General features: G+C 71.7%; 25 protein-coding genes and 1 riboswitch. Of the genes, 18 read left to right on the top strand and 7 right to left on the bottom strand.

Going from position 1 to position 25,533, the window contains the following annotated elements:
• Positions 1 to 2: 2 nt before the first annotated feature.
• The 6 genes from ABZ930_RS10855 (at position 3) to ABZ930_RS10830 (ending at position 6,563) form a co-directional block, all read left to right on the top strand.
• A complete protein-coding gene (locus ABZ930_RS10855; RefSeq protein ID WP_361544897.1) occupies positions 3 to 1,367 on the top strand; it encodes a cytosine permease in 1,365 nt (454 codons plus the stop codon).
• Positions 1,364 to 2,674 (top strand): M20/M25/M40 family metallo-hydrolase, encoded by a 1,311-nt coding sequence (locus tag ABZ930_RS10850; RefSeq protein WP_361544894.1) that lies wholly within the window; start codon positions 1,364 to 1,366, stop codon positions 2,672 to 2,674. Before ABZ930_RS10855 ends, ABZ930_RS10850 begins: the two co-directional genes overlap by 4 nt.
• 34 nt (positions 2,675 to 2,708) lie before the next feature.
• Positions 2,709 to 3,368, top strand: a complete 660-nt coding sequence (locus tag ABZ930_RS10845; RefSeq protein WP_361544891.1) for a class I SAM-dependent methyltransferase — start codon at positions 2,709 to 2,711, stop codon at positions 3,366 to 3,368.
• Positions 3,369 to 3,491: 123 nt separating this feature from the next.
• Positions 3,492 to 4,424, top strand: a complete 933-nt coding sequence (locus ABZ930_RS10840) for an N-acetylmuramoyl-L-alanine amidase (protein ID WP_361544954.1) — start codon at positions 3,492 to 3,494, stop codon at positions 4,422 to 4,424.
• 132 nt (positions 4,425 to 4,556) lie between these two features.
• Positions 4,557 to 5,447 (top strand): hypothetical protein, encoded by an 891-nt coding sequence (locus tag ABZ930_RS10835; RefSeq protein WP_361544888.1) that lies wholly within the window; start codon positions 4,557 to 4,559, stop codon positions 5,445 to 5,447.
• 105 nt (positions 5,448 to 5,552) lie between these two features.
• Positions 5,553 to 6,563, top strand: coding sequence for an LLM class F420-dependent oxidoreductase (locus ABZ930_RS10830; RefSeq protein ID WP_361544885.1), 1,011 nt, complete (start codon positions 5,553 to 5,555; stop codon positions 6,561 to 6,563).
• Positions 6,564 to 6,578: 15 nt separating this feature from the next.
• Here ABZ930_RS10830 and ABZ930_RS10825 read toward each other — a convergent pair whose 3' ends face one another.
• Positions 6,579 to 7,136 (bottom strand): hypothetical protein, encoded by a 558-nt coding sequence (locus ABZ930_RS10825; protein WP_361544882.1) that lies wholly within the window; start codon positions 7,134 to 7,136, stop codon positions 6,579 to 6,581.
• Positions 7,137 to 7,258: 122 nt separating this feature from the next.
• Here ABZ930_RS10825 and ABZ930_RS10820 point away from each other — a divergent pair, with 122 nt between their 5' ends.
• Complete coding sequence (locus ABZ930_RS10820; RefSeq protein ID WP_361544879.1) at positions 7,259 to 7,540, top strand: hypothetical protein; 282 nt, start codon at positions 7,259 to 7,261, stop codon at positions 7,538 to 7,540.
• A 10-nt stretch (positions 7,541 to 7,550) separates the two neighbouring features.
• On the opposite strand, the gene ABZ930_RS10815 is transcribed toward ABZ930_RS10820, so the two are convergent.
• The 3 genes from ABZ930_RS10815 to ABZ930_RS10805 are packed head-to-tail and all read right to left on the bottom strand — an operon-like array spanning position 7,551 to position 10,671.
• Positions 7,551 to 8,624, bottom strand: coding sequence for a prenyltransferase/squalene oxidase repeat-containing protein (locus tag ABZ930_RS10815; RefSeq protein WP_361544876.1), 1,074 nt, complete (start codon positions 8,622 to 8,624; stop codon positions 7,551 to 7,553).
• Positions 8,621 to 9,361 carry a class I SAM-dependent methyltransferase gene (locus ABZ930_RS10810; protein WP_361544873.1) on the bottom strand — a complete coding sequence of 247 codons (741 nt, stop codon included), beginning with the start codon at positions 9,359 to 9,361 and terminating at the stop codon, positions 8,621 to 8,623. The genes ABZ930_RS10815 and ABZ930_RS10810 overlap by 4 nt, the downstream gene beginning before the upstream one ends.
• Positions 9,355 to 10,671, bottom strand: coding sequence for a glycosyltransferase family 4 protein (locus ABZ930_RS10805; protein ID WP_361544870.1), 1,317 nt, complete (start codon positions 10,669 to 10,671; stop codon positions 9,355 to 9,357). Before ABZ930_RS10805 ends, ABZ930_RS10810 begins: the two co-directional genes overlap by 7 nt.
• A 209-nt stretch (positions 10,672 to 10,880) precedes the next feature.
• Here ABZ930_RS10805 and ABZ930_RS10800 point away from each other — a divergent pair, with 209 nt between their 5' ends.
• Positions 10,881 to 11,507 (top strand): TetR family transcriptional regulator, encoded by a 627-nt coding sequence (locus tag ABZ930_RS10800; RefSeq protein ID WP_361544867.1) that lies wholly within the window; start codon positions 10,881 to 10,883, stop codon positions 11,505 to 11,507.
• A gap of 53 nt (positions 11,508 to 11,560) precedes the next feature.
• Here the strand turns inward: ABZ930_RS10800 and ABZ930_RS10795 are convergent, their stop codons facing one another.
• Positions 11,561 to 11,794, bottom strand: a complete 234-nt coding sequence (locus ABZ930_RS10795; protein ID WP_361544864.1) for a ferredoxin — start codon at positions 11,792 to 11,794, stop codon at positions 11,561 to 11,563.
• Between the two features lie 2 nt (positions 11,795 to 11,796).
• Complete coding sequence (locus ABZ930_RS10790; RefSeq protein WP_361544861.1) at positions 11,797 to 13,263, bottom strand: aldehyde dehydrogenase; 1,467 nt, start codon at positions 13,261 to 13,263, stop codon at positions 11,797 to 11,799.
• A gap of 130 nt (positions 13,264 to 13,393) precedes the next feature.
• On the opposite strand from ABZ930_RS10790, the gene ABZ930_RS10785 reads away from it, so the two are divergent.
• The 9 genes from ABZ930_RS10785 to ABZ930_RS10745 all read left to right on the top strand — a co-directional run bounded on the left by ABZ930_RS10785 (position 13,394) and on the right by ABZ930_RS10745 (position 22,794).
• Positions 13,394 to 13,915, top strand: a complete 522-nt coding sequence (locus ABZ930_RS10785; RefSeq protein WP_361544858.1) for a GNAT family N-acetyltransferase — start codon at positions 13,394 to 13,396, stop codon at positions 13,913 to 13,915.
• 122 nt (positions 13,916 to 14,037) lie between these two features.
• Complete coding sequence (locus tag ABZ930_RS10780; RefSeq protein WP_361544855.1) at positions 14,038 to 15,078, top strand: MBL fold metallo-hydrolase; 1,041 nt, start codon at positions 14,038 to 14,040, stop codon at positions 15,076 to 15,078.
• Between the two features lie 130 nt (positions 15,079 to 15,208).
• Entirely contained in the window at positions 15,209 to 15,454 is a 246-nt protein-coding gene (locus ABZ930_RS10775; RefSeq protein ID WP_351444532.1) for a hypothetical protein, read from the top strand.
• A gap of 13 nt (positions 15,455 to 15,467) precedes the next feature.
• Positions 15,468 to 16,610 (top strand): SPFH domain-containing protein, encoded by a 1,143-nt coding sequence (locus ABZ930_RS10770; protein WP_361544851.1) that lies wholly within the window; start codon positions 15,468 to 15,470, stop codon positions 16,608 to 16,610.
• 419 nt (positions 16,611 to 17,029) lie between these two features.
• A riboswitch (cobalamin riboswitch) is annotated at positions 17,030 to 17,152 on the top strand.
• An 89-nt stretch (positions 17,153 to 17,241) separates the two neighbouring features.
• Positions 17,242 to 18,477: a prenyltransferase/squalene oxidase repeat-containing protein gene (locus tag ABZ930_RS10765; protein WP_361544849.1), complete on the top strand. Its 1,236-nt coding sequence runs from the start codon at positions 17,242 to 17,244 to the stop codon at positions 18,475 to 18,477.
• Positions 18,474 to 19,118, top strand: coding sequence for an SCO2322 family protein (locus ABZ930_RS10760; RefSeq protein WP_361544846.1), 645 nt, complete (start codon positions 18,474 to 18,476; stop codon positions 19,116 to 19,118). Before ABZ930_RS10765 ends, ABZ930_RS10760 begins: the two co-directional genes overlap by 4 nt.
• A 3-nt stretch (positions 19,119 to 19,121) precedes the next feature.
• On the top strand, positions 19,122 to 20,264 hold the full coding sequence (locus tag ABZ930_RS10755; RefSeq protein ID WP_361544843.1) for a CbiQ family ECF transporter T component: 1,143 nt from the start codon (positions 19,122 to 19,124) through the stop codon (positions 20,262 to 20,264).
• On the top strand, positions 20,261 to 21,967 hold the full coding sequence (locus ABZ930_RS10750) for an ATP-binding cassette domain-containing protein (protein WP_361544840.1): 1,707 nt from the start codon (positions 20,261 to 20,263) through the stop codon (positions 21,965 to 21,967). The genes ABZ930_RS10755 and ABZ930_RS10750 overlap by 4 nt, the downstream gene beginning before the upstream one ends.
• Positions 21,964 to 22,794, top strand: a complete 831-nt coding sequence (locus tag ABZ930_RS10745; RefSeq protein ID WP_361544837.1) for an ECF transporter S component — start codon at positions 21,964 to 21,966, stop codon at positions 22,792 to 22,794. Before ABZ930_RS10750 ends, ABZ930_RS10745 begins: the two co-directional genes overlap by 4 nt.
• A gap of 48 nt (positions 22,795 to 22,842) precedes the next feature.
• On the opposite strand, the gene ABZ930_RS10740 is transcribed toward ABZ930_RS10745, so the two are convergent.
• Positions 22,843 to 24,012 (bottom strand): steroid 3-ketoacyl-CoA thiolase, encoded by a 1,170-nt coding sequence (locus tag ABZ930_RS10740; protein WP_361544834.1) that lies wholly within the window; start codon positions 24,010 to 24,012, stop codon positions 22,843 to 22,845.
• A gap of 224 nt (positions 24,013 to 24,236) precedes the next feature.
• Between ABZ930_RS10740 and ABZ930_RS10735 the strand changes: the two genes are divergently transcribed.
• Positions 24,237 to 25,490, top strand: coding sequence for a cytochrome P450 (locus tag ABZ930_RS10735; protein WP_361544831.1), 1,254 nt, complete (start codon positions 24,237 to 24,239; stop codon positions 25,488 to 25,490).
• The last annotated feature ends 43 nt before the right edge of the window (positions 25,491 to 25,533 follow it).

The raw sequence follows: 25,533 nt of genomic DNA, 5'->3' as shown, positions 1-25,533 counted from the left end.
CCATGGCCACCACGAAGAAGAACGTGGGCAGCGACGACTACGCGCTGTCCAGAGTCCCCCGGGACAAGCGGCTCGGCTTCTGGACGATGCTGCTCCAGTGGCTCGCCCAGTCCGGCTCCATCTCGCAGTTCACGCTGGGCGCCACCATCGGCGTCGGCATGACCTTCGGCGACGCCTTCCTCGCCTTCACGCTCGGCGCGGTCATCCTCGAAGTCGTGATCTTCGCGATCGGCATGGCGGGCATGCGCGAGGGTCTGTCGACACCGCTGCTGACCCGCTGGGTCGGCTTCGGGCGCAACGGCTCGGCGCTGGTCAGCTTCGTCATCGCGGTCAGCCTGGTGGGCTGGTTCGGCGTGCAGAACACAATCTTCGGCAACAGCGTCTCGTCGCTGGTCGGCGGCCCGTCGTGGCTGTGGTGCGTCGTCGCGGGCCTCGCCATCACGGTCCTGGTGATCTTCGGCTTCCGCTACATGGCGATCTTCGCGAAGATCGTGACGCCCCTCTTCTTCGCGATGGTCGCCTGGTCGGTGATCGACGCGCTCAGCGAGCACTCGCTCGGCGACCTGATCAGCTCCCCGCCGCCCGGCCAGGCCATCCCGCTCTCGGTCGCCGCCACCGCCATCGCGGGCGGCTACATGACGGGCGCGATCGTCGCCCCGGAGATGACCCGCTACAACAAGAAGGGCTCGCACGTCTTCCTGCAGACCGCGTCCTCGATGATCCTCTCCGAGTACATCGTGGGCCTGACCGGCGTGCTCCTCGGCCACATGGTCAAGAGCAACGAGGTCTCGCAGATCGTGCTCTCCACGTCCGGCGTCTTCGGTGTCCTCGTCGTCCTGATGTCGACCGCGAAGATCAACGACTGGAACCTGTACGGCTCCTCGCTCGGCGTCGTCAACTTCTTCCAGGTCGTCTTCAAGAAGCGCCTGCACCGCGGCGCCGTCACCATCGGCCTGGGCATCGCCGGCACGCTCCTGTCGGCGGTCGGCATCATGACCCACTTCACCGACTTCCTGACCGTGCTCGGCGTGGCCATCCCGCCCATCGGCGGCATCATCGTCGCCGAGTACTGGGTGGTGCGCCGGATGCGCGGGCCGCTCGACGAGACGCGCGCGGCGGGCACCCTGCCGAAGACCTCCCCGACGTGGGTCCCGATGTCCCTGGTGATCTGGGCCGCCGCCTTCTGCGTCGGCAAGTTCTACGACGGCGGCATCCCGGCCCTGAACTCCCTCGCCACCGCGTTCGTCCTCTACACGGTCCTCGGGCTGCTCGGCTGGGTCAGGACGTACGGCACCACCACCCTGGCCGACGACGAGGACGACGCCCGTCCCGTCGCCGCCGAGCACACCCCCGTAGGAGCGGCATGACCACCCTCGCCTCCAAGGACGCCGAACGCGAAGTCGTCGAACTCTGCGCCGAGCTGATCCGCTTCGACACCTCCAACCCGACCAGCGACGAGCGGGCCTGCGCCCGCTGGGTCGCGGCCACCCTCGCCGAGGTCGGCATCGCGTCCGAGTTCGTCGAGAGCGCGCCGGGCCGGGCCTCCGTCATCGCCCGCATCGAGGGCGCGGACCGTTCGCGCGGCGCACTGCTGGTCCACGGCCACCTCGACGTCGTACCGGCCGACGCGGCCGAGTGGCAGGTGCCGCCGTTCTCCGGCGAGATCCGCGACGGCTATCTGTGGGGCCGCGGCGCCATCGACATGAAGGACACGGTGGCGGTCATGCTGGCCACCGCCCGCCACTTCGCGCGTACGGGCGTCAAGCCCGCCCGCGATCTGGTCCTCGCGTTCCTCGCCGACGAGGAGGCGGGCGGAAAGTTCGGCGCGCACTGGCTCGTCGAGCACCGCCCGGACCTCTTCGAGGGCGTCACCGAGGCGATCGGCGAGGGCGGCGGATTCTCGTACGCGCTCGACGACACCCGGCGCCTCTACCCGATCGAGAACGCCCAGCGTGGCATGGCGTGGATGGAGCTGACCGCGAACGGGCGGGCCGGGCACGGCTCCTCCCCCAACGACGAGAACGCGGTGACCGACCTCGCCGAGTCCCTCACCCGCATCGGCCGCCACACCTTCCCCGTCCGGCTCATCGAGCCGGTGCGCGCCCTGCTCCAGAAGGCCGCCGACCTCCAGAACGTGGAGATCGACTTCGAGGCCGAGGACCTGGACGCCGAGCTGGCCAAGCTGGGGCACGTCGCCGACTTCATGCAGGTGGTGCTCCGCAACTCCGCGAACCCCACCATGTTCACGGCCGGCTACCAGACCAACGTGATCCCCGGTAAGGCCACGGCTCGCGTCGACGGCCGCTTCCTGCCCGGCCATGAGCAGGAACTGGTCGACGCCATCGATGAGTTGCTCCTGCCGTCCGTGTCGCGTGAGTGGGTCAACCACGACATCGCCATGGAGACGACGTTCGACGGCCCGCTCGTCGACGCCATGTGCGACGCCGTGCGCGCCGAGGACCCGGACGGCCACCCGGTGCCGTACTGCAACCCCGGCGGCACCGACGCGAAGGCGTTCACCAAGCTGGGCATCCGCTGCTTCGGCTTCAAGGGCCTGAAGCTGCCCGCCGACCTGGACTACGGACGCCTCTTCCACGGCGTCGACGAGCGCGTCCCGCTGGAGGGCCTGCGGTTCGGGGTCCGGGTGATGACCCGGCTGTGGCAGGGCTGCTGAGCGGGCGCTCGGCACCGTACGGCAGCATGTGGGCATGACCACTTCAGGGAGCACCCCGGGCCCGGACGTCCTCGCCGCCTTCGAGAAGGCCAAGGGCTTCATGCCGCTCGGCGAGGGGCTCGCGCTGTACGCCGCCGCCGTCGAGGCGGCGGCGCTCGGGCTGCCGCTCCTGGAGGTCGGCACGTACTGCGGGCGCTCCACGATCCTGCTCGCCGACGCGGCCCGCGCGGCCGGGGTGACGGCCCTCACGGTCGACCACCACCGCGGCAGCGAGGAGCAGCAGCCGGGCTGGGACTTCCACGACCCGGAGACCGTCGACCCGGTCGTCGGACGGATGGACACCCTGCCCACCTTCCGGCGGACGCTGCACGCGGCGGGCCTCGAGGACCACGTGGTGGCGCTCGTCGGGAAGTCGCCGCAGGTAGCGAAGGTGTGGGGCGGCAAGCTCGGCCTCGTCTTCATCGACGGCGGCCACACCGACGAGCACGCAGGCGCCGACTACGAGGGCTGGGCGCCGCACGTCGCCGACGGCGGGCTGCTCCTCATCCACGACGTCTTCCCCGTCAAGCACGACGAGTGGACCGGCCAGGCTCCGTACCGCGTGTACCTCCGGGCCCTCGAGTCCGGGGCGTTCACCGAGGTCTCGGTACACGACTCCCTGCGCGTCCTGCGACGAACGGGCGCGGGGATCTGACGGCGCGGTTATCGTCGAGGCGTGTCATACGTGGGCCCGGACGGGGACGACTTCGAAGACTTCTACCGCGACGACGACCCGGGGCGGGGCGGCGGACGCCGCCGCTTCGGCGGCCGGCCGGTCCTGGTGACCTTCGCCGCGCTGGTGCCGACCGCGCTCGCGGCCTTCGTGCTGTGGCAGGTCGTGCACGGTCCCGGCGAGAGCGAGCCTCCGAAGGTGCTGCCCGCGGCGGGCGGACCGGCGTCGACCTCGGCGCCCGCCTCTCCCTCCGCCCCGAAGTCCGCATCGCCCTCGTCGGCCTCCGCCTCCCCTTCCAAGTCCGAGCCCGCTCCCTTCACCACCGCGCCGAAGAAGCCGACCGCACCGGCCGCCGGGGGTTCGGGACCGCTGCGCGGGAAGGTCGTCGTCATCGACCCGGGTCACAATCCGGGGAACTTCAAGCATCCCTCCGATATCAACCGGAGTGTGAACGTCGGCAACGGCAGCAAGGAGTGCGACACCACCGGCACGTCCACCAACGGGGGCTACACGGAGGCCCAGTTCACCCTGGACGTCGCCCGCCGGATGCGCACGATCCTCGAACAGCAGGGCGCCACCGTGCAGTTGACGCAGAACGGCGACCGGGCCTGGGGTCCGTGCGTCACCGAGCGCGCCGCCATCGGGAACAAGGCGCACGCCGACGCCGTCGTCTCCGTCCACGCCGACGGCTCCGCCGCGGGCAACCGCGGCTTCCATGTGATCCTTCCCGCATCCGTGCGGGCCGGCACCGCGGACACCCGCGCCATCGTGGGCCCCTCGCGCGATCTCGGCGAGCGCGTCGCGGGCAACTTCCTCAAGGTCACGGGCGAGCCCCCGTCGAACTACATCGGCAGGGGAACCGCCCTCGACACCCGCTCCGACCTGGGCGGACTCAACCTTTCGACGGTTCCGAAGGTCTTCATCGAGTGCGGCAACATGCGGGACGCGCAGGACGCCGGACGCCTCACGTCGGGAGCGTGGCGACAGAAGGCGGCGCAGGGCATCTCTGAGGGAATCGTGAGTTTCCTGCGCGGGTAGCTGTCACCCTGTGGATCTCGGCAGACACCCGGAGGACCCGGACGATAGTGTCGTCCGTACCGTGTGGGGTCACCCCCGCGCTCTGCGCCGCCTCCACCGAAGACCCAGACGACTGACGAAGGACCTCCTGAAGTGAATATCCGCTCCCTCACTCGAGGCGACGGCGTGGTGATCGGAGCAGCGGTACTGCTCATCATTGCGTCGTTCCTCGACATCTACTCGATCGACGGCGCCGGCTCGAACGCCGACTTCCCCAACTCGTGGGAGAGCGGTCCGGTCCTGATGAGCGTCGTCCTGTCGGGGATCATCGGTGCCGCGCTCATCGTCGTGAACCGTGGGCTGCCGCAGCCGCGCAAGGTCGCCGGTCTCGACCTCGGCCAGTTCGGCATCGCGGCGACCGTCTTCGCCGCCTGGGGAGCGCTCGGCAACATCTTCGACCCGGCCGGCGGCTTCGACAACGGGAACAACGCCGCGTCGATCGACGCCGGCATCGGCCTCATCCTCGCCCTGATCGCCACCCTGATCATGGCCGCCGCGGCCGTCGCCACCGCGATCGTCCCCGCGCTCCAGGCCCCGCTCCTCGGCGCCCCGCGCCCCCAGCAGCCGCAGCCCTACGGCGGTCAGCCGCAGGGTGGCTACGGCTACCCGGGCGCCCAGCAGCCGGGTCAGCCCTACGGCCAGCAGCCGGGTCAGCCCGGTCCGGGTCAGCACGGCCAGCCCGGCCAGCCCGGTCAGCCCGGCCCCGGCCAGCCCTACGGCCAGCAGCCGCAGCAGCAGGCCGCCGCTCCGGCGCCGCAGCCCGCCGCCCCGCAGGGTGGCGGCTCCGACTTCTCGCCGTTCTGGTTCGCCGTTCCGGTGCCGCGCCCGCTGTACGCGGAGGACGGCAACCCGACGCCGATCGCCGAACTGGCCCCGGGTACCTGGTACTTGGCCGTCGAGCAGCGCGGCCCGGGCCTCGTCGCCCAGACCCAGGACGGCCGTCGCGGCGTCCTCCAGGACACCAGCGGGATCCAGCGCGGCTGACCCGCACAGCGCCTCACGTCAGGCCCCTCGCCCACCTTCCGGGCGAGGGGCCTTTCGCGTACAGTCACCGCACAATTGACGCACCGTCAGATTGGGGCTGACCACATGCGCCTGGGCATCGCACTCGGCTACTGGGGACGCGGACCGAACCCCGACCACCTCGGGCTCGTGCGCGAGGCGGAGGAGCTGGGGTACGACTCGGTGTGGACGGCCGAGTCATGGGGCAGCGACGCCTTCACCCCGCTGACCTGGTTCGCCGCGCACACCTCGCGCATCCGGCTCGGGACGGCCATCGCGCAGATGGCGGCCCGCTCCCCCACCACGACCGCGATGCACGCGCTCACCCTCGACCACCTCTCGGGCGGGCGCATGATGCTCGGGCTCGGCCTGTCCGGGCCGCAGGTGGTGGAGGGCTGGTACGGGCGCCCGTTCCCCCGCTCGCCGCTGACCGCCACACGCGAGTACGTCGATGTCGTGCGGCAGGTGCTGCGGCGCGAGGGGCCGGTCGAGGTGGACGGACGGTTCCACTCGCACCCGTACCGCGGCGAGGACGGCACCGGTCTCGGCAAGGCCCTCAAGCCCATCACGCACCCGCTCCGCGCCGACCTGCCGGTCCTGCTCGGCGCCGAAGGCCCGAAGAACATCGCGCAGACCACCCGGATCGCGGACGGCTGGCTGCCGCTGTACTGGTCGCCGACGCGCACCGATGTGTACGAGGCGTCGCTCACCGACCTCCGCGACGACTTCATGATCGCGCCGATGGCCCGGGCGAAGGTCTGCGACGACGTCGCCGAAGGACTGCTGCCCGTCAAGGCGATGCTGGGCTTCTACATCGGCGGCATGGGCCACGCGACCCGCAACTTCCACGCCGACCTCATGGCGCGGATGGGGTACGAGGCCGAGGCCCGGCGGATCCAGGAACTGTTCGCCGAGGGGCAGCGCGAGGAGGCGGTGCTCGCGGTGCCGGACGCGTTCGCCGACGAGATCTCCCTCGTCGGGCCGCGCGCCCGGATCGCCGAGCGCCTGGAGCTGTGGCGCAAGGGCCCGGTGACGGACCTGCTGGTCCTCTCCCCGGACCCGCACACCCTGCGCGTCCTCGCGGAGCTCAACTCCTGAGCGGCTCCCGTACGGTCAGGAGCCCGACGTCAGCTGGGACGCCGACGGGACCTTGTCCTTGACCTCGGCGCCCGCGCTCTTGCCCGCGTCCTTGACGCTGTTGATGATGTCGTCGAAGGAGCCCGCGACCGAGTCGACGCCGTCGCCCTTGCGCAGCTTGCTCGGCAGGTCCTTGAGCGCGTCGATGCCCGCGGTGAGCGGGGCGACGGCCTTGGAGAGCGTCGGGTCGCCCTCGGCGTTCTTCGACGCGGCCTTCAGCCGGTTGTAGGTCAGCGCGCCCGCGAGGCCCGCCTTGACCAGAGCGAACTTGCGGCCGTCCGCGCCGGCCTTGAACTTGCCCGCGCGCCACGGCTTCACGATCCACTGGTAGGTGGCACCGGCCGCGATGCCCGCGTTGGCCACGAAGCGGGTCTTGGCGAGCTTCTGGCGTTCGGCCGAGCTGGACGGTGACGCGGACGACGACGCGGCGGTGTCCTTGTCGTCACCGCCGCACGCGGTGGTTCCCGCGACGAGGGCGCCGCACAGGAGGACGGACACGACCGTACGTCGCAGGGGAAGAGAGAAGCTGGGCACCGCGGGTACCTCCGGGCTGGGGAGTGCACGCTTTCCCCGCAGCGTCACCCGTCCCCCACACCGCCGCCACTCGGGCGCCACCGTCCGGGTTTCATTCAAAAAGTTGCGGTCAGACGGAAACCATGTCCTCTACTCGCAGCGGCAACAGCGCGGCCCGAGCGATCGTGGTCGTTGCCGACATCATGGCGCTGATACTCGGTCTGTGGATCCTGATGTACCTGCTCGATGCCAACCGCGGCAACGACCTGGTCCAGTTCATCCACAACTCGGCCAACTGGCTCGCCGGCTGGTCCCGTGATCTGTTCACCTTCGACGAGGCCTGGGCCCGCGTGGTCGCCGGATACGGTCTGGCCGCCGTCGTCTACCTGGCCATCGGCCACGCCATCGCGGGCCGCCTGCGCTGAGCCCCCGGCCCTAACCGCAGCAGTCCGGCTCCACGCCGGACGGCAGCTGTTCCCCTCCGAACACCGAGCACGTCGCCTCGTCTCCCCCCAGCGCGGCGACGGCCAGGAGCACGGAGCCCGCGGTCCACGTCGTCAGTTCCTCCGGCCAGATCGCCCGGTCCTCGAAGACATAGCCGGTCCAGTACAGACCCGTCTTCGGATCGCGCAGGTGCTGGATGTCCTGGAGGACCGTGAGCGCCCGGTCGGACTCGCCCATCGCCCACAGGGCGAGGGCGAGTTCGGCGCTCTCCCCGCCGGTCACCCACGGGTTCGGCACGACACAGCGCACGCCGAGGCCGGGGACGACGAAGCGGTCCCAGTCGGCGTCGATGCGCCGGTCCGCCTCGGTGCCGCGCAGCGCGCCGCCGAGGACCGGGTAGTACCAGTCCATCGAGTAGCGGTTCTTGTCGAGGAAGCGCTCCGGGTGGCGGCGGATCGCATGCCGCAGCGCGCCGACCGCCAACTCCCAGTCGGGCTGCGGCTCTTCACGCTGCTCGGCGATGGCGAGCGCACAGCGCAGCGCCTGGTGGATCGACGAACTCCCGGTCAGCAGCGCGTCCTCGACGGCCGTGCCGTCCTCCTCGCGCTTCCAGCCGATCTGCCCGCCGGGCTGCTGGAGCCGCAGCACCCACTCGACGGCCGCCCGGACGACCGGCCACATGCGGTCCAGGAACGCGTCGTCGCCGGTGGAGAGGTAGTGGTGCCAGACGCCCACGGCCACGTACGCCACGAAGTTGGACTCGCGGCCCCGGTCGGTGATGTCGTCCGGGTCGCCGTCCTGGTAGGCGGCGTACCAGGAACCGTCCGTGTTCTGGTGCCGGGCGAGCCAGTCGTAGGCCCGCTCGGCGGCCTCGTGCTCACCGGCCACGTCGAGGGCCATGGCGGCCTCGGTGTGGTCCCAGGGGTCGAGGTGGTGGCGGCGGAACCAGGGCAGGGCACCGTCCGGGCGCTGCACCGCGAGGATGCCGCGCACCGTCAGGCCGGCCTGATCCGCCGTCAGAACTCCTGGCAGGACGAGGAGTTCGGTCCGTTCGGGGCTGCTCACTCAGTGGCCCCGGCGGCCTTGGGCAGGTGCGGCTTGGTGGCGTAGGCGACGAAGCTCTTGCCGACGACGGGGTTGAGCAGCTGCTCGGCGACCCGGGTCAGGGCGGGCTTCTTCATGATGTCCCAGACCAGGAGCTTGTGGTACGCCTTGACCGGCAGCGCCTTGTCGTTGTCGACGCCGAACGCGCACTTCAGCCACCAGTACGGGGCGTGCAGCGCGTGGGCGTGGTGGGTGCCGTACGGCTTGAGGCCCGCCTCGCGCATCCGGCCGAGGAGCTCGTCGGCCTTGTAGATGCGGATGTGGCCGCCCTCGACCTCGTGGTACGCGTCGGAGAGCGCCCAGCAGACCTTCTCGGGGCCGTAGCGCGGGACGGTGACGGCGATGCGGCCGCCGGGCTTGAGCACGCGCACCATCTCGGCGAGCACCCCCTTGTCGTCGGGGATGTGCTCCATGACCTCGCTGATGATGACGACGTCGAACGACTCGTCGGGGAAGGGCAGATGGAGCGCGTCGCCCTCCATCGCGGTGGCCGTGGCGCCCGCGGGGGCCTCACCGGCCTCCTTCATCGCGGCGAACCACTTGGCGACCTCGGCGATCTCCTCGGCGTTCTGGTCGAGGGCGACGACCTGCGCCCCGCGCCGGTAGCACTCGAAGGCGTGCCGTCCGGCCCCGCACCCGAGATCGAGGACGCGGTCGCCCGCGGCGAGCGGGAAACGGGTGAAGTCGACGGTCAGCACGTGGCCCTGCTTTCCTCTGGGGTTTCCTGGTGAGGTCGTGACGAGACGGCGGGGCCGCGCTCCAACGACTCGCGGTACAGCTCGGCGGTGCCCTGCGCGGCCCGCGCCCATGTGAAGCGGTCGAGGACCCGGGCCCGGCCGGCCGCGCCGAGGCGGCGCCGCAGCTCCGGGTCGCCGAGCAGCCGGCTCAGGCCCGTGGCGAGCGCGCCCGCGTCGCCGGTCGGGACGGCGAGGCAGGTCTCGCCGTCGGGCCCGGCGACCTCCGGGATCGCGCCGCCCTTGGTGGCGACGAGCGGGGTGCCGGTGGCCATGGCCTCGGCGGCGGGCAGCGAGAAGCCTTCGTAGAGCGAGGGCACGCAGGCGACCTGGGCGGAGCGCACCAGGTCGACCAGTTCGGCGTCGCTGATGCCCTTCACGAACTCGACGGCGCCCTCGAGCCCGTACCGCTCCATCGCCTGGGCGACCGGGCCCTCCTCGGGGCGCTTGCCGACGACGACGAGATGGGCGTCGGGGTGTTCGGCCCGCACCTTGGCGAGGGCTTCGACGAGGAAGACGAGGCCCTTGAGCGGGACGTCGGCGCTGGAGGTGGTGACGATGCGGCCGGGGATCTCGGGCACCGCGGCGTCCGGGGAGAACAGGTCGGTGTCGGCGCCGATGTGCACGACGCGGATGTGGTCGCGCCGCACGCCGAGGTGCTGGACGATCTCGTCGCGGGAGGTGCCGGAGACGGTGAGCACGGAGGGCACGCGGCGGGCGACGCGCTTCTGCATGCGGGTGAAGGCGTACCAGCGGCGCTTGGAGAGGCGCTGCTGCCAGGTCTCGGCGGCGTCCAGTTCGAGTTGCCGGTCGACGGTGATGGGGTGGTGGATCGTGGTGACGAGCGGGGCGCCGATGTCGCCCAACAGGCCGTAGCCCAGCGTCTGGTTGTCGTGCACGACGTCGAACTCGCCGCGTCTGGCGCGCAGATGGTGGCGGGCGCGGAGCGAGAACGTCAGCGGCTCGGGGAAGCCGCCGGTGCGCATGGTGGCGAACTCCAGGGCGTCGACCCAGCCGCGGAACTCGTCGCGCTTCGGCGTGCGGAACGGGTCGGGGCTGCGGTACAGGTCCAGGCTCGGCAGCTCGGTGAGCGAGAGACCCGCGAGGTCCTCGCCCTCGTCGAGCACCGGGTAGGGCTGGGCGCCGATGACCTCGACCCGGTGGCCGAGGCGGGCCAGCTCACGGGAGAGGTGGCGTACGTACACGCCCTGGCCACCGCAGAACGGGTTGCCCTTGTACGTGAGGAGAGCGATGCGCAACGACTCCGCGGTCACTCCAGGCCACCCTTCTCTCCTGCTTGCCCGTGGACATCCCGGCCTGCCAGTGGACACTACGTGGGGACGCTAATCTAGAACAAGTTTCAGACTTGATCGTTCAATGAGGATCGAATCTACCGGCTGGTAGCGGGCGTGTGGCAGGCGGATCGGGTGATTCACGCCACGGACCGCCGGCCCGGGAGACGGAAGCGGACGGAAGCAGACAGATGACAGCTCCGGATGCCAGAAGCAGCGGCGCTCAGGGCGCCCCCGCACTCACCGAGCGGCAGGAGGCGCGGCGCCGCAGGATCCTGCACGCGAGCGCGCAGCTCGCGGCGCGCGGCGGGTTCGACGCGGTGCAGATGCGCGAGGTCGCCGAGTCGTCCCAGGTCGCCCTCGGCACGCTGTACCGCTACTTCCCCAGCAAGGTCCATCTGCTGGTCGCCACCATGCAGGACCAGCTCCAGCACATGCACACCACGGTCCGCAAGCGCCCGCCGTCCTCCGACGCCCCCGCCGAGCGGGTCGCCGAGACGCTGATGCGGGCCTTCCGCGCGCTCCAGCGCGAGCCGCATCTGGCCGACGCGATGGTGCGTGCGCTGACCTTCGCGGACCGCAGTGTCAGTCCCGAGGTCGACCAGGTGTCCCGCCAGACCACGGCGATCATCCTGGACGCGATGGAGCTCGACGACCCGACCCCCGCGCAGCTCTCCGCGGTCCGGGTCATCGAGCACACCTGGCACTCGGCCCTGATCACCTGGCTCTCGGGCCGCGCCTCGATCGCCCAGGTGAAGATCGACATCGAGACGGTGTGCCGCCTGATCGATGTCACCTCCAGCCCCTCCGGCGAGTGAGGAGCGGGGTCCGGGGCGGAGCCCCGTGGCGCGAGCGCGGGCGCCGCGGGCCACTACTCCTCGGGGGGAAACACGACCTCCCCCGAATCGGCGAGCGCCAGCGTGATGGCCTCGACGGGGCACCCCTCCGCCGCCGCCAGGACCTTCTCGCCCGCGTCGACGTCCGGCTCGGACGGGTGGGACTGCCGGGCCGTGTCCAGGCGGAAGGAGTCCGGCGCGTGGTTCACGCACATGCCCGAGCCGATGCACACCCCCCGGTCGACCTCCACATGCCACCGGTCGCCCATGCTCAGGCCCCCTCGGGCTCGTACCCGGCGGGCAGGTGGATCATCTTGTGCTCGAAGTACTCGCCGTACCCCTCGGGCCCGAACTCCCGCCCCACGCCGCTGTTCTTGTAGCCGCCGAACGGGCCGAGCATGTCGAGGCTGAAGGTGTTGACGCTGTACGTGCCCGTGCGCACCCGGCGCGCGACGTCGATGCCGCGCTCGACGTCGGCGGTCCAGACGCTGCCGCTCAGGCCGTAGTCGGAGTCGTTGGCGATCTTCAGGGCCTCGGCCTCGTCGCCGTAGGGCAGCAGGCAGATGACGGGGCCGAAGATCTCCTCGCGGGCGATGCGCATGGAGTTGTCGACGCCGCCGAAGAGGGTGGGTTCGACGTACCAGCCCTGCTCGAAGCCCTTGGGCACGCCGCCGCCGGTGAGGATCTTGGCGCCCTCGTCCTGGCCGATGCGGATGTAGTCGAGGGAGCGCTGCTGCTGGCGCTTGGCGACGAGGGGGCCGAGTTCGGTGGCCGGGTCGAGGGGGTCGCCGACCTTGAGGGCGCCGGCCGCGCTCGCGAAGGCGTCGGCGAACTCGTCGTAGCGGGAGCGCGGGACGAGGATGCGGGTCTGGGCGACGCACGCCTGGCCGTTGATCATCCACGCGAAGGGGACGATGCCGGCGACGGCGGTCGCGGCGTCCGCGTCCTCCAGAACGACGGCGGCCGACTTGCCGCCCAGCTCCAGGGTGACGCGGGTGAGGTTGCGGGCGGCGACCTCCATGACGCGCTTGCCCGCGCCGACCGAGCCGGTGAAGGAGACCTTGTCGATGCCGGGGTGGGAGACGAGGTACTCGCTCACCTCGCGGTCGGCGGGCAGGATCGAGAGCACGCCCTCGGGCAGACCGGCCTCGGCGGCGATCTCGGCGAGGATGTAGCCGTCGAGCGGTGTCTCGGGCGAGGTCTTCAGGATCACCGGGCAGCCGGCGAGCAGCGCGGGGGCCAGCTTGGCGGCGGCGGTGAACTGCGGGACGTTCCAGGGCACGACGGCCGCGACGACGCCGACGGGCTCGCGCCGCACGAGGAGCTTGCCGAGCACGCCGTCGCGGGCCTGCTCGTAGGTGAAGTCGCGGGCGACGGTGAGCGCGGAGTCCCAGACCATCATCGCGGCGAGGGCCTGCACCATGACGCTCGCGGTGAACGGGGTGCCGTTCTGGCTGCTGATGACGCGGGCGATCTCCTCGTGGCGTACCGCGAAGGCGTCCTTGATCTTCGTGACGACCGCGATGCGCTCGTCGAGGGTCATCCGGGGCCAGGGCCCGTCCTCGAAGGCCCGGCGGGCCGCGGCGACGGCCCGGTCGACGTCGGCGGGGGCGGCGTGCGGCACCCGGCCGAAGACCTCTCCGGTGTGCGGGGAGACGACCTCGATGACGTCCTTGCCGAGGGGATCGGTCAACTCCCCGCCGATGAACAGCTGTCCGTGTTCCACGAGCTCGGTCATGGCTGACTTCCTCTTCCCCGACCATTTCTGACGGTGTTTCAGAACTGATACCAGTTCTAGTTGGGAATCGGAAGGGTGGGAAGGGGCCGGACACCCCGAGCGTCCGGGTATCCGGGCATAGGGTGCCGAGATGCTCCCCGAGCCGATCCGCACCCCCCGCCTGACCCTGCTGCCGCTGGCCCTGCCGCACGCCGACGAGATGGCGGAAGTGCTCGCCGACCCGGCGCTGTACACCTTCACGGGCGGCGGACCGCCGTCGCTCGGGGAACTGCGCACGCGGTACGCCCGTCAGGTGGCGGGCTCCCCCGACCCGGACACCGACTGGCTCAACTGGGTTCTGCACGTGGGCACTTCAGGACGGCTTGCGGGATATGTGCAGGCGACCGTGACGGACGGCCGCACCGCCGACGTGGCCTGGGTCGTGGGCACCGCGTGGCAGGGGCGCGGCTTCGCCCGGGAGGCCGCGTCCGGGATGGCCGGATGGCTGGCGGCGCGGGGCGTGGCGGAACTCGTCGCCCATGTCCACCCCCTGCACCACGCGTCGGCGATGGTGGCGCGCGACCTCGGGCTGACGGCGTGCGGCGAGGACGACGAGGGCGAGACCGTCTGGCGCGGACGGGCCGCCGAGCTGGGCGACCCGGGCAACCATTGAAACAAGTTCTACAAGTTCCATTACAGTGACGGGAGTTCGGCGCGACGGCCGGTGCTCCCGGGCAGGTGACGGAGCGGGGCCCAGTGACTGAGGCGGCAGAGGTGACAGAAGAGGTGACGAAGGTGACGCAGGTGACCGACCACGGCGGGGGCGTGCAGAGCATCCGGGTCCCGATCCCCGACAACCCTCTCGGCTACACGCTCATCTACGTACTGGACACCGACGCGGGGCCGGTCCTGGTCGACACCGGCTGGGACGACCCGGAGTCCTGGGACACGCTGACGGCGGGGCTCGCGAACTGCGGCACGTCGGTCGGCGACCTCACGGGCGTCCTGATCACGCATCACCACCCCGACCACCACGGCCTGTCGGCGAAGGTGCGCGAGGCGTCCGGCGCCTGGATCGCGATGCACGAGGCGGACGCGGCGGTGGTGCGGCGCACCCGGGAGAACGACCCGTCGCGCTGGTACGCGTACATGACCAGGAAGCTGATCGCCGCCGGGGCGCCCGACGCGCACGTGGCCCCGATCGCCCGCGCCCGCGACGAGGGCACCCCGCGCCGCCTGCCCGGCCTCGACCCGGCGCTGCCCGACCGCACCATCACCCCCGGCGACCTGCTCCCCCTGCCGGGCCGCAGGCTCCGCGCGATCTGGACGCCGGGCCACACCCCGGGCCATGTCTGCCTGCACCTCGAAGAGGACCACCCGGCACAACTCCCGGGAAACGGGCGCCTGTTCAGCGGCGACCACATCCTGCCGGGCATCACCCCGCACATCGGCCTCTACGAGGACCCGGACGACGCCACCGTGACGGACCCCCTCGGCGACTACCTCGACTCCCTCGAACGGGTCGGCCGGCTGGCCCCCGCCGAGGTCCTCCCGGCGCACCAGCACACCTTCACCGACGCGCCCGCCCGCGTACGGGAACTGCTGGAGCACCACGAGTCCCGGCTGACCGATCTGCTCACCCTCCTCGCGGAGCCGCTCACCCCCTGGCAGCTCGCCGAGCGCATGGAGTGGAACCGGCCGTGGGCCGACATCCCCTTCGGCTCGCGGACCATCGCGGTGTCGGAGGCGGAGGCGCATCTGCGCCGGCTGGTGAAGCTGGGGCGGGTGGAGACGGCCGTCGGCAGCGACCCGGTGGCGTACGTCGCGGCGCCCTGATCCGACGTCACCGGGCGGCCGGTCACGGCCGGCGGATCTTTGCCGCGCGTAGATGGTCGGGCCCCACGCGCAGGCGTATGGTCCTGGCCAAGAGCTCACTTGAGCTGGAACGACAAGGGGGCGGCCGCCGATGGCGCCGGACGAGGCTGTGGTCGGCTGTACGGGGAAGCTGGTGCTCGGCACACGGGGTGCCGGAGGGCCGGGCGAGGTGCTGGTGCGGGTCAGGGGCGGGACCGAGACGTTTCTCGCGTGGTCCGACGAGCCTCTGGAGCGCGGGACGACCGTGCTCGTGATCGAGTCGCGCGGCACCCGGCAGGTCGTGGTCATGGCCTGGACCGATCCTCTCCTCGCCGACGGCGACGGCGGCGCCCGCTAAGGAGACGTCAAGGATGTTCGGATATCGCGTTCCCGCCCCCGACGAGGCGATGTTGATCTCGGGTGGCAGGCGGGGACTTGGGGGAGCGCCGTTCCGCGTCGTCACCGGGCACGGGAAGTTCGTGCTGCCCGTGTTCCGCAAGACCCGTTTCCTGTCGCTGGCCATGGCGGAGGCGGAAGTCGTCGAGAAGTGCGTCACCAAGCAGGGCATCGCGCTGACCGTGCGGGCCGTCATCGCCTTCAAGGTGGGCAACGACCACGAGTCGATCGTCAACGCCGGGCAGCGGTTCCTGTCCGACCAGGAGCAGATGTCGGTGCTCACCGGGCGGATCTTCGCCGGTCACCTGCGCTCCATCATCGGCTCGATGACCGTCGAGGAGATCGTCACCGAGCGGCAGAAGCTGGCGACGGAGGTGCTCGACACCTCGAAGGCCGAGATGGCGAAGATCGGGCTGCACGTCGACTCGTTGCAGATCCAGTCCATCGACGACGGTGCCACCGGGTACATCGAGGCGATGTCGCAGCCGCACAAGGCCGCCATCCAGCGTGCCGCGAAGATCGCGCAGGCGCAGGCCAACCAGGCCTCCGTCGAGGCGGAGCAGGCTGCCGCCCGCAAGCAGGCCGAGTTCGCGCGGCAGACCGCGGTCGTGCAGGCCGAGTTCAGCGCCGAGGTGGACCGGGCCAAGGCGCAGGCCGACCAGGCCGGGCCGCTGGCGCGGGCGCACGCGCAGCAGGAGGTGCTCGCCGCGCAGACCGAGCTGGCGCTCAAGCAGGCCGAGCTGCGGGAGAAGGAGCTGATCGCGGAGGTCGTGAAGCCGGCGCAGGCCGATGCCGAGCGGATCCGGGTGCTCGCCCTCGCCGAGGCCGAGCGGATGAAGATCCAGGCCGAGGCGGCGGCGTCGTACGACCGGGTCGCGCTGGACCGGATGCTCATCGATCAGTTGCCGCAGATCGTGAAGGAGGCGTCGGCCGGGCTCGCCGGGGCCAATGTCAACGTCCTGAACGGGGCCGATGGGCTCGGCGAGATCGCCGCCGGGCTCGTCGGGCAGGGGCTGACGATCCTCGACTCGGTCCGCAAGAACCTCGGCGCGACGGACGACCCCGGTTCCGCCGTCGAGCGCTACCGGGGCGACGACGGCCCCGTCGAGGTCCGCTGACGCGTTCGGCCGCGGCTCTCGTCGTGGCTGGTCGCGCAGTTCCCCGCGCCCCTGAAGGCATGCGCTGCGCGCAGCCTTCCCCCGGAGGCTGCGGCTCCGCCGCGCCTCTCGCGATGAGATGCCGCACGAAGTGCGCATCTCAGGGGCGCGGGGAACGGCGCGAGAAGCGGCCACCGGCCCGCACACAAAGAACAACCCAGGGGCGCGAGGAACGGCGCGAGAAGCGGCCACCGGCCCGCACACGAAGAACAACCCAGGGGCGCGGGGAACGGCGCGAGAAGCGGCCACCGGCCCGCACACGAAGAACAACCCAGGGGCGCGGGGAACTGCGCGACCAACCCCCACCGGAGCCGCACACGAAGAACAACCCAGTGCGGCCGGGTCCCCGGCGGAGCCGCCCGCGGACGACCCCGAAACACGGCGCCCGGTACAGTGAAGGCGTCGTCATCAAGCGTGTGTGAGGGGAAGCCGGTGGGAGTCCGGCGCTGACCCGCAACCGTCACAGCCGGATTGCCTCACCCGCCTCATGATCGGCTCAGAACCGTCGAGGCATACGGAGCTGGAGCCGCCCGGTACCAGCAGAGCGTGCCGTGCCGCCCGGCTCCCCGCAGGGAGAGGCACCCGCCCCAGCATGAACATTCGCCGCAGCGCCGCACTCGTGGCCGCGACCGTCGTGATCGGCGGCGCGGCGGCGCCGGCCGCCCTCGCGGACGGTGCCTCCCCCTCGGCGTCCCCCAAGGTCGTCGTACCGAGCGGCCTGTACGGGTCCGCCGATCCCACGTACGACGGCGTGTGGCGCCAGTCCCTCGCCCTCGTGGCGCAGAAGACCGAGGACGTCCGGCCCGCCGCGAAGGCCGTCGACTGGCTCGCGGGCCAGCAGTGCGAGAACGGCGGCTTCGCCGCGTTCCGGGCCGAGCCGGGCAAGGCCTGCGACGCGAAGACGCCCGTCGACAGCAACAGCACGGCCGCCGCCGTCCAGGCCCTGGCCGCCGTGGGCGGCCGCGACGGCGAGGTCGCCAAGGGCGTGGCCTGGCTGAAGAAGAACCAGAACGCCGACGGCGGCTGGGGCTACAACCCGGGCGGCGCCAGCGACGGCAACTCCACCGCGGTCGTGCTCGGCGCCCTGTCCACCTCAGGCGACGAGCCCGCCGAGGTCCGGTCCTCGACCGGCAAGTCCGGCTTCGACGCCCTCGGCACGCTGACCCTGCCCTGCTCGGAGGGCAAGGACGGCGGCGCGCTCGCCTACCAGCCCGACAAGAAGGGCGAGCTCACGGCGAACGCCGACGCGACCGCCGCCGGTGTGCTCGGCGCCCTCGGCTCCGGTTTCGCCGCCGAGAAGGGCACGGCCCCGGACGCGTACACCTGCGAGGACGGGGAGCAGGCGAAGACCTCCGAGGGCATCGCGCACAACGGCGCCGTCTACCTCCAGAACCAGCTCTCCACGCACCTGTACCTGAAGTCGCAGCTGGCCGGCGCCACCGACCAGCCCGACTACGGCAACACCGCCGACGCGGTCACGGCCGTGGCCGCCGCGGAGGGCATCAAGTACACGAAGGACCCGTACGCCTGGCTGGAGAAGAACGCGCAGGACTGGGCGAAGGGCGCCGGACCCGCCGCCTACGCCCAGCTGATCTTCGCCGCGCACGCCACCGGCAACGACCCGCGCGACTTCGGCGGCACCGACCTGGTGAGCGCGCTGAACAAGACGGGGCCCGACCCCGCCTCCGCGAAGTCCGCCGCCGACTCCGGTGACGAGAAGAAGGACGACGGCGGCAGCGGGGTGTCCTGGTGGATCGTCGGCGTCATGTTCATCGCCGCGGTCGGCGCCGGAATCCTGATCAGCGGGCGTAAGAAGCAGCAGAAGTGAGCCGCGCCGCCCGGCTGGCGCTCGCCCTGCTCGTGGCCGTCCTCGGGCTCGCCGTCGCCGCGCCCGCGCAGGCCGCCGGGTACCGGTACTGGTCGTTCTGGGAGAACGACGGCGGCTCGTGGACGTACGCGACCATGGGCCCGGGCCAGAGCCGCCCGTCGGACGGCGATGTCGAGGGGTTCCGGTTCGCGGTGAGCGCGGACTCGAAGGACGCCACGAAGCCGCGCGGGGCCGCCGACTTCGACGCGGTCTGCGGCGACACGGGCGCGCAGGACGGGAAGAAGCGGGTCGCGGTCGTCATCGACTTCGGCACGGCCGAGGACGCGCCCGACGGCGAGACCCCGCCGAAGGCACGCACCGCGTGCGCCCGGGTCGGTGAGGACGCGACCGCCGCGGACGCGCTGGCCGCCGTCGCCAAGCCGCTGCGCTACGACAGCAGCGCCCTGCTCTGCGCCATCTCCGGGTATCCGAAGTCCGGCTGCGGCGAACAGGTCAGCGGCCATAAGCACTCGCCGAGTGCCACCGAACCCGCGAAGAAGTCGAGCCACTCGCTGCCGTCCGTCGGCGTCCTCGCGGGCGTCGTCGCCGTCGTCGTGCTCGGCGGCGCGGCGATCTGGCAGGCCAAGCGCCGCCGCGACTGAGTCATGGGTCTCGACGCGCTGCGGGCCCCCCGGGCCGGCCGTTCCCGTTCGCTGCATCCGGGTGCCTGGTGGATCTGGGCTCTCGGGCTCGGCACGGCCGCGTCCCGCACCACGAACCCGCTGCTGCTCGCGCTGCTCGTCGGCGTCGCCGGTTACGTGGTGGCGGCGCGCCGGACGGAGGCGCCGTGGGCACGCAGCTACGGGGCGTTCGTGAAGCTGGGGCTCGTCGTGATCGGCATCCGGCTGGTCTTCGCCTGCTTCCTCGGCTCGGCGATCCCGGGCTCGCACGTCGTCATGACGCTGCCCGAGGTGCCGCTGCCGGACTGGGCGCAGGGCGTGCGGATCGGCGGGCGGGTCACCCTGGAGGGCCTGGTGTTCGCCCTGTACGACGGGCTGAAGCTGGCCGCGCTGCTGATCTGCGTCGGCGCCGCGAACGCGCTGGCCTCCCCGTCGCGGCTGCTGAAGTCGCTGCCGGGCGCGCTGTACGAGGCGGGCGTCGCGGTCGTCGTCGCCATGACGTTCGCGCCGAACCTGGTCGCCGACGTGCGGCGGCTGCGGGCGGCGCGCCGCCTCCGGGGCCGCCCGGACAGCGGCCTGCGCGGGCTGCTCCAGGTCGGCCTGCCCGTCCTGGAGGGCGCCCTCGAACGGTCGGTTGCGCTCGCCGCCGCGATGGACGCGCGGGGTTACGGGCGCACCGCCGAGGTGCCGCCCGCCGTGCGCCGAGCCACCGCCGTCCTCACCCTCGGCGGTCTGATCGGCGTGTGCGCGGGCACGTACGGGCTGCTCGCGTCGTCGGGCGCCGGGTACGGGCTGCCCGTGCTGCTCGCCGGGGTCGCCGCCGCGCTCGGCGGGCTCTGGCTGGGCGGTCGCCGCTCGGTGCGCACCCGCTACCGCCCCGACGTGTGGGGCGTACGGGCCTGGCTCGTCGCCGGGTCGGGCGTGGTCGCCGCCGCCGTGATGATCTGGAGCGCCGCCCGGGACCCGGCCGCGCTGGCACCGTCCGTGGTGCCGCTGACGGCGCCCGCGCTGCCGCTCTGGCCGGCGGCAGGGGTCCTGGTCGGGCTCCTCCCGGCCTTCGTCGCGCCCGTACCCGCCCCCGCACCCGCACCCGCACCCGCAGAGCGAAAGCAGGAGTCGTCGTCATGATCCGCTTCGAGGACGTCTCCGTGACGTACGACGGCTCGCAGGCGCCCACCGTGCGCGGCATCGAACTGCACGTGCCCGAGGGCGAGCTGATGCTGCTGGCCGGTCCTTCCGGCGTCGGCAAGTCGACGCTGCTGGGCGCGGTGAGCGGGCTCGTGCCGCACTTCACCGGCGGCACCCTGGCCGGACGGGTCACCGTGGCCGGGCGCGACACCCGTACGCACAAGCCGCGGGAACTCGCCGATGTCGTCGGCACGGTCGGCCAGGACCCCCTCGCGCACTTCGTGACCGACACCGTCGAGGACGAACTCGCCTACGGCATGGAGTCGTTGGGGCTGCCCGCGCCCGTCATGCGGCGCCGTGTCGAGGAGACCCTCGATCTGCTCGGGCTCGCCGGTCTGCGGGACCGCCCCATCGCCACGCTCTCCGGCGGCCAGCAGCAGCGCGTCGCGATCGGCTCCGTCCTCACCCCGCACCCGCGCGTCCTGGTCCTCGACGAGCCGACGTCGGCGCTCGACCCGGCCGCCGCCGAAGAGGTCCTCTCGGTGCTCCAGCGGCTCGTCCACGATCTCGGGACGACCGTCCTGATGGCCGAGCACCGTCTCGAACGGGTGGTGCAGTACGCGGATCAGGTGGCGCTGCTGCCGGCCCCCGGGGAGCCCCTGCTGGTCGGCGACCCGGCCGCCGTGATGGCCGAGTCCCCGGTGTACCCGCCGGTGGTGGGCCTCGGACGGCTGGCGGGTTGGTCACCGCTCCCCCTGACGGTCCGAGACGCCCGCCGCGCGGCGGGCCCCCTCCGGGACCGGTTGGCAAATACAGCCCCGAATCCAGCCCCTCCGCCCTCCAGGAAGCGACAGCCAAATCCAGCCCCTCCGCCGTCCAGGAAGCGGCAGCCAAATCCAGCCCCTCCGGCGTTTGAGGAGCGGGGTCCGGGGCGGAGCCCCGAAGCGGGAGCGCCGCTCGCGCAGACAACCGGCCTGGGCGTCCGAAGGGCCCGCGTAGACGCCCTCCGCCAAGTAGACCTCCAGGTCGCCGGAGGCGAGATCGTCGCGCTCATGGGCCGCAACGGCGCCGGAAAGTCCACCCTGCTCTCCACCCTCGTAGGAATGATCAAGCCGACCGTCGGATCGGTCCGGGTCGACAAGCTCGTGCCGCACAAGGCGACACCCCGAGACCTCATCCGCAAGGTGGGCCTGGTCCCGCAGGAACCCCGCGACCTGCTCTGCGCCGACACGGTCGCCGCCGAGTGCACGGCCGCCGACAAGGACGCGGACGCGGCGCCCGGCACCTGCCGCGCGCTGCTCGGCGACCTCCTGCCGGGCATCGCCGACGACACGCACCCGCGCGACCTGTCCGAGGGCCAGCGCCTCACCCTGGCGCTGGCGATCGTGCTGACGGCGGCGCCGCCGCTGCTGCTCCTCGACGAGCCGACGCGCGGGCTCGACTACGCGGCGAAGGGCCGACTGGTCACGATCCTGCGCGGCCTGTCGGCGCGCGGGCACGCCATCGTCATGGCCACGCACGATGTCGAACTGGCGGCGGAGCTGACCCACCGGGTGGCGATCCTCGCGGACGGCGAGATCGTCGCGGACGGGCCGACCCCGGAGATCGTCACGTCGTCGCCGTCGTTCGCGCCGCAGGTCGCGAAGGTGCTCGCGCCGCAGCGGTGGCTGACCGTCGCGCAGGTCCGGGAGGCGCTCTCGTGACGCCCGTACCCGACCGGCAGGCGAACCCGGTCCGGCTCGGGCCCCGGTCCGTCGCCGCGCTGCTGCTGGTCAGCGCCGTCGGTGTGGTGTCGATCGGCTGGCCGCTGATCGCAGGGCCCGGTTCGCAGGTGACCGCGCACTCGCAGGACGCCCCCTGGCTCTTCGCGGCGCTGCTCGTGCTGCTCGTCGCGGTCGTCGCCGCGACGATCTCGGAGTCCGGCATGGGTCCGAAGGCGGTCGCGATGCTCGGCGTGCTGGCGGCGGCGGGCGCGGCGCTGCGGCCCATCGGCGCGGGCACGGCCGGGATCGAGCCGATGTTCTTCCTGATGGTGCTCAGCGGGCGGGTCCTCGGGCCGGGCTTCGGGTTCGTGCTGGGCTCGCTCAGCATGTTCGCGTCCGCGCTGCTGACCGGCGGGGTCGGGCCCTGGATGCCGTTCCAGATGATCTCCATGGGCTGGTTCACGATGGGCGCCGGGCTGCTGCCGGGGGCGGACACGCTGCGCGGGCGGGGCGAGCGGGTGATGCTGGCCGGGTACGGGTTCTGCGCCGCGTTCGCCTACGGCACGATCATGAACCTGTCGGGCTGGCCGTTCATCGACTCGCTCGCCTCGTCCGTCGCCTACCAGCCGGACGCCTCGCTCCACGACAATCTGGCCCGCTTCCTCGCCTACTGCCTGGCGACGTCGCTCGGCTGGGACCTGGGGCGGGCCGCGCTCACCGTCGTCCTGACGCTGGTCGTCGGCGGCGCGGTGCTGAAGGCTCTGCGCCGGGCGACGCGGCGGGCCGCCTTCACGGCCGACGTCGGTTTCGACGAGCCGCGTACCTGACGAGCCTCGTACCTGACGAGCCTCGTACCTGACGGGGCGCTTGCCCCGCTAAAGCCGCTGGATGATGGTGCCGGTGGCCAGGGCGCCGCCCGCGCACATGGTGATGAGCGCGAACTCCTTGTCCCGGCGCTCCAGCTCGTGCAGGGCGGTCGTGATGAGGCGGGCGCCGGTCGCGCCGACCGGGTGGCCGAGGGCGATCGCGCCGCCGTTCACGTTCACCTTCTCCAGGTCCTGGTCGAAGACCTGCGCCCAGCTGAGCACGACCGACGCGAACGCCTCGTTGATCTCCACGAGGTCGATGTCCTTGAGCGTCATGCCGGCCTTGCCGAGCACGGTGCGCGTCGCGTCGATGGGCCCGTCCAGGTGGTAGTGCGGGTCCGCGCCGACCAGTGCCTGCGCGACGACGCGGGCGCGCGGCCGGAGCTTCAGGGCCCGTGCCATCCGCTTCGACGCCCACATGATGGCGGCGGCGCCGTCGGATATCTGCGAGGAGTTCCCGGCCGTGTGGACGGCGGTCGGCATGACGGGCTTGAGACCCGACAGGCCCTCCATGGTGGTGTCGCGCAGCCCCTCGTCCCGGTCGACCAGGCGCCACATGCCCTGCCCGGCGGCCTGCTCGGCCTCGGTGGTCGGCACCTGGACGGCGAACGTCTCGCGTTTGAAGCGCTCCTCGGCCCAGGCGTTCGCGGCCCGCTCCTGCGAGATGAGGCCGAGCGAGTCGACGTTCTCCCGGGTCAGCTCTCTGCGCCGGGCGATCCGCTCGGCCGCCTCGAACTGGTTGGGCAGGTCGACGTTCCCCTCCTCCGGGAACGGCTTGCCCGGGCCGTGCTTGGAGCCGGAGCCCAGCGGGACGCGCGACATGGCCTCGACGCCGCAGGAGATGCCGACGTCGATGACGCCCGCCGCGATCATGTTGGCGGTCATGTGCGAGGCCTGCTGGGAGGAGCCGCACTGACAGTCGACGGTGGTGGCGGCGGTCTCGTAGGGCAGGCCCATCGTCAGCCACGCCGTGCGCGCCGGGTTCATGGACTGCTCGCCCGCGTGGGTGACCGTGCCGCCGACGATCTGCTCGACGCAGTCCGGCTGGATGCCGGTGCGCCCGAGGAGTTCGCGGTACGTCTCCCCCAGCAGGTACGCCGGGTGGAGGTTGGCGAGCGCGCCGCCGCGCTTGCCGATCGGGGTACGTACGGCTTCGACGATGACGGGCTCGGCTGCCATGACAGTCGTCCTCTCCACGCAATCCCGGACGGATGAACATGAACTGAAACTAGAACGCGTACCAGTTCTCAGTGCAGTCTCGGCGCGCTTACCCCCGGTACGCAAGGGTCGTGCAAGCACAACACACGGAACCAACACACCCGCGCCCCTTGCCACTTCTAGAACCCGTTACTACCTTTCGAGCCATAACTGACGGAGCGTCAGACAGAATCTGGAGTGACCCCATGCCGTGCCCCGCGCTGCCCGACGGGTTCGACTTCACGGACCCCGATCTGCTCCAGGACCGCGTGCCGTACCCGGAGTTCGCCGAACTCCGGCAGGCCGAGCCGGTCCGCTGGATTCCGCAGGAACGCGGGATATCCGGCTTCGACGACGCGGGGTACTGGGCGGTGACCCGGCACGCCGACGTCAAATTCGTGTCCACGCACCCGGAGATCTACTCCTCCAACATCAACACCGCCGTGATCCGCTTCAACTCCTCGATCCAGCGCGACCAGATCGAGGTCCAGAAGATGATCATGCTGAACATGGATCCGCCCGAGCACACCCGCGTGCGCCAGATCGTGCAGCGCGGCTTCACGCCGCGCGCCATCCGCTCCCTGGAGGGCGCTCTGCGCGCACGGGCCGGCGACATCGTGCGGACGGCTCTGGAACAGGCCGGTCCCGACGGCGCGTTCGACTTCGTCACCAACATCGCCGTGGAGCTGCCGCTCCAGGCGATCGCCGAGCTCATCGGCATCGAGCAGAAGGACCGCGCCAAGGTCTTCGACTGGTCCAACAAGATGGTGGCGTACGACGATCCCGAGTACGCGATCACCGAGGAGATCGGCGCCGAGGCGGCCATGGAGATCGTCGGCTACGCGATGAACATCGCCGCCGACCGCAAGCAGTGCCCGGCCAAGGACATCGTCAGCCAGCTGGTCGCGGCGGAGGACCAGGGCAACCTCTCCTCGGACGAGTTCGGCTTCTTCGTGATCCTGCTCGCCGTCGCCGGGAACGAGACGACGCGCAACGCCATCACCCACGGCATGCACGCCTTCCTGACCCACCCCGACCAGTGGGAGCTGTACAAGCGCGACCGCCCCTCCACCACGGCCGAGGAGATCGTGCGCTGGGCGACGCCGGTCGTCTCCTTCCAGCGCACCGCCACCCAGGACACCGAACTCGGCGGGCAGAAGATCAAGGAGGGCGACCGGGTCGGCATCTTCTACTCGTCCGCCAACCACGACCCGGAGGTCTTCACCGACCCCGACACCTTCGACATCACCCGCGACCCCAATCCGCACCTCGGCTTCGGCGGCGGCGGCCCGCACTTCTGCCTCGGCAAGTCCCTGGCGGTCCTGGAGATCGACCTGATCTTCAACGCGATCGCCGACGCCGTGCCCGACCTGCGGCTCGTCGGCGATCCGCGCCGGCTGCGCGCGGCCTGGCTCAACGGCGTCAAGGAGCTTCGGGTGGCGGCGCCCGCGAAGGGGTGAATTCCGGCCGGATCCATCCCCCGGAATGAACACTTTCGTCGCG

The sequence above is a fragment of the Streptomyces sp. NPDC046716 genome (genome assembly GCF_040645755.1).
GTDB lineage: Bacteria > Actinomycetota > Actinomycetes > Streptomycetales > Streptomycetaceae > Streptomyces.
This window is presented reverse-complemented; position numbering and strand designations above follow the sequence as displayed.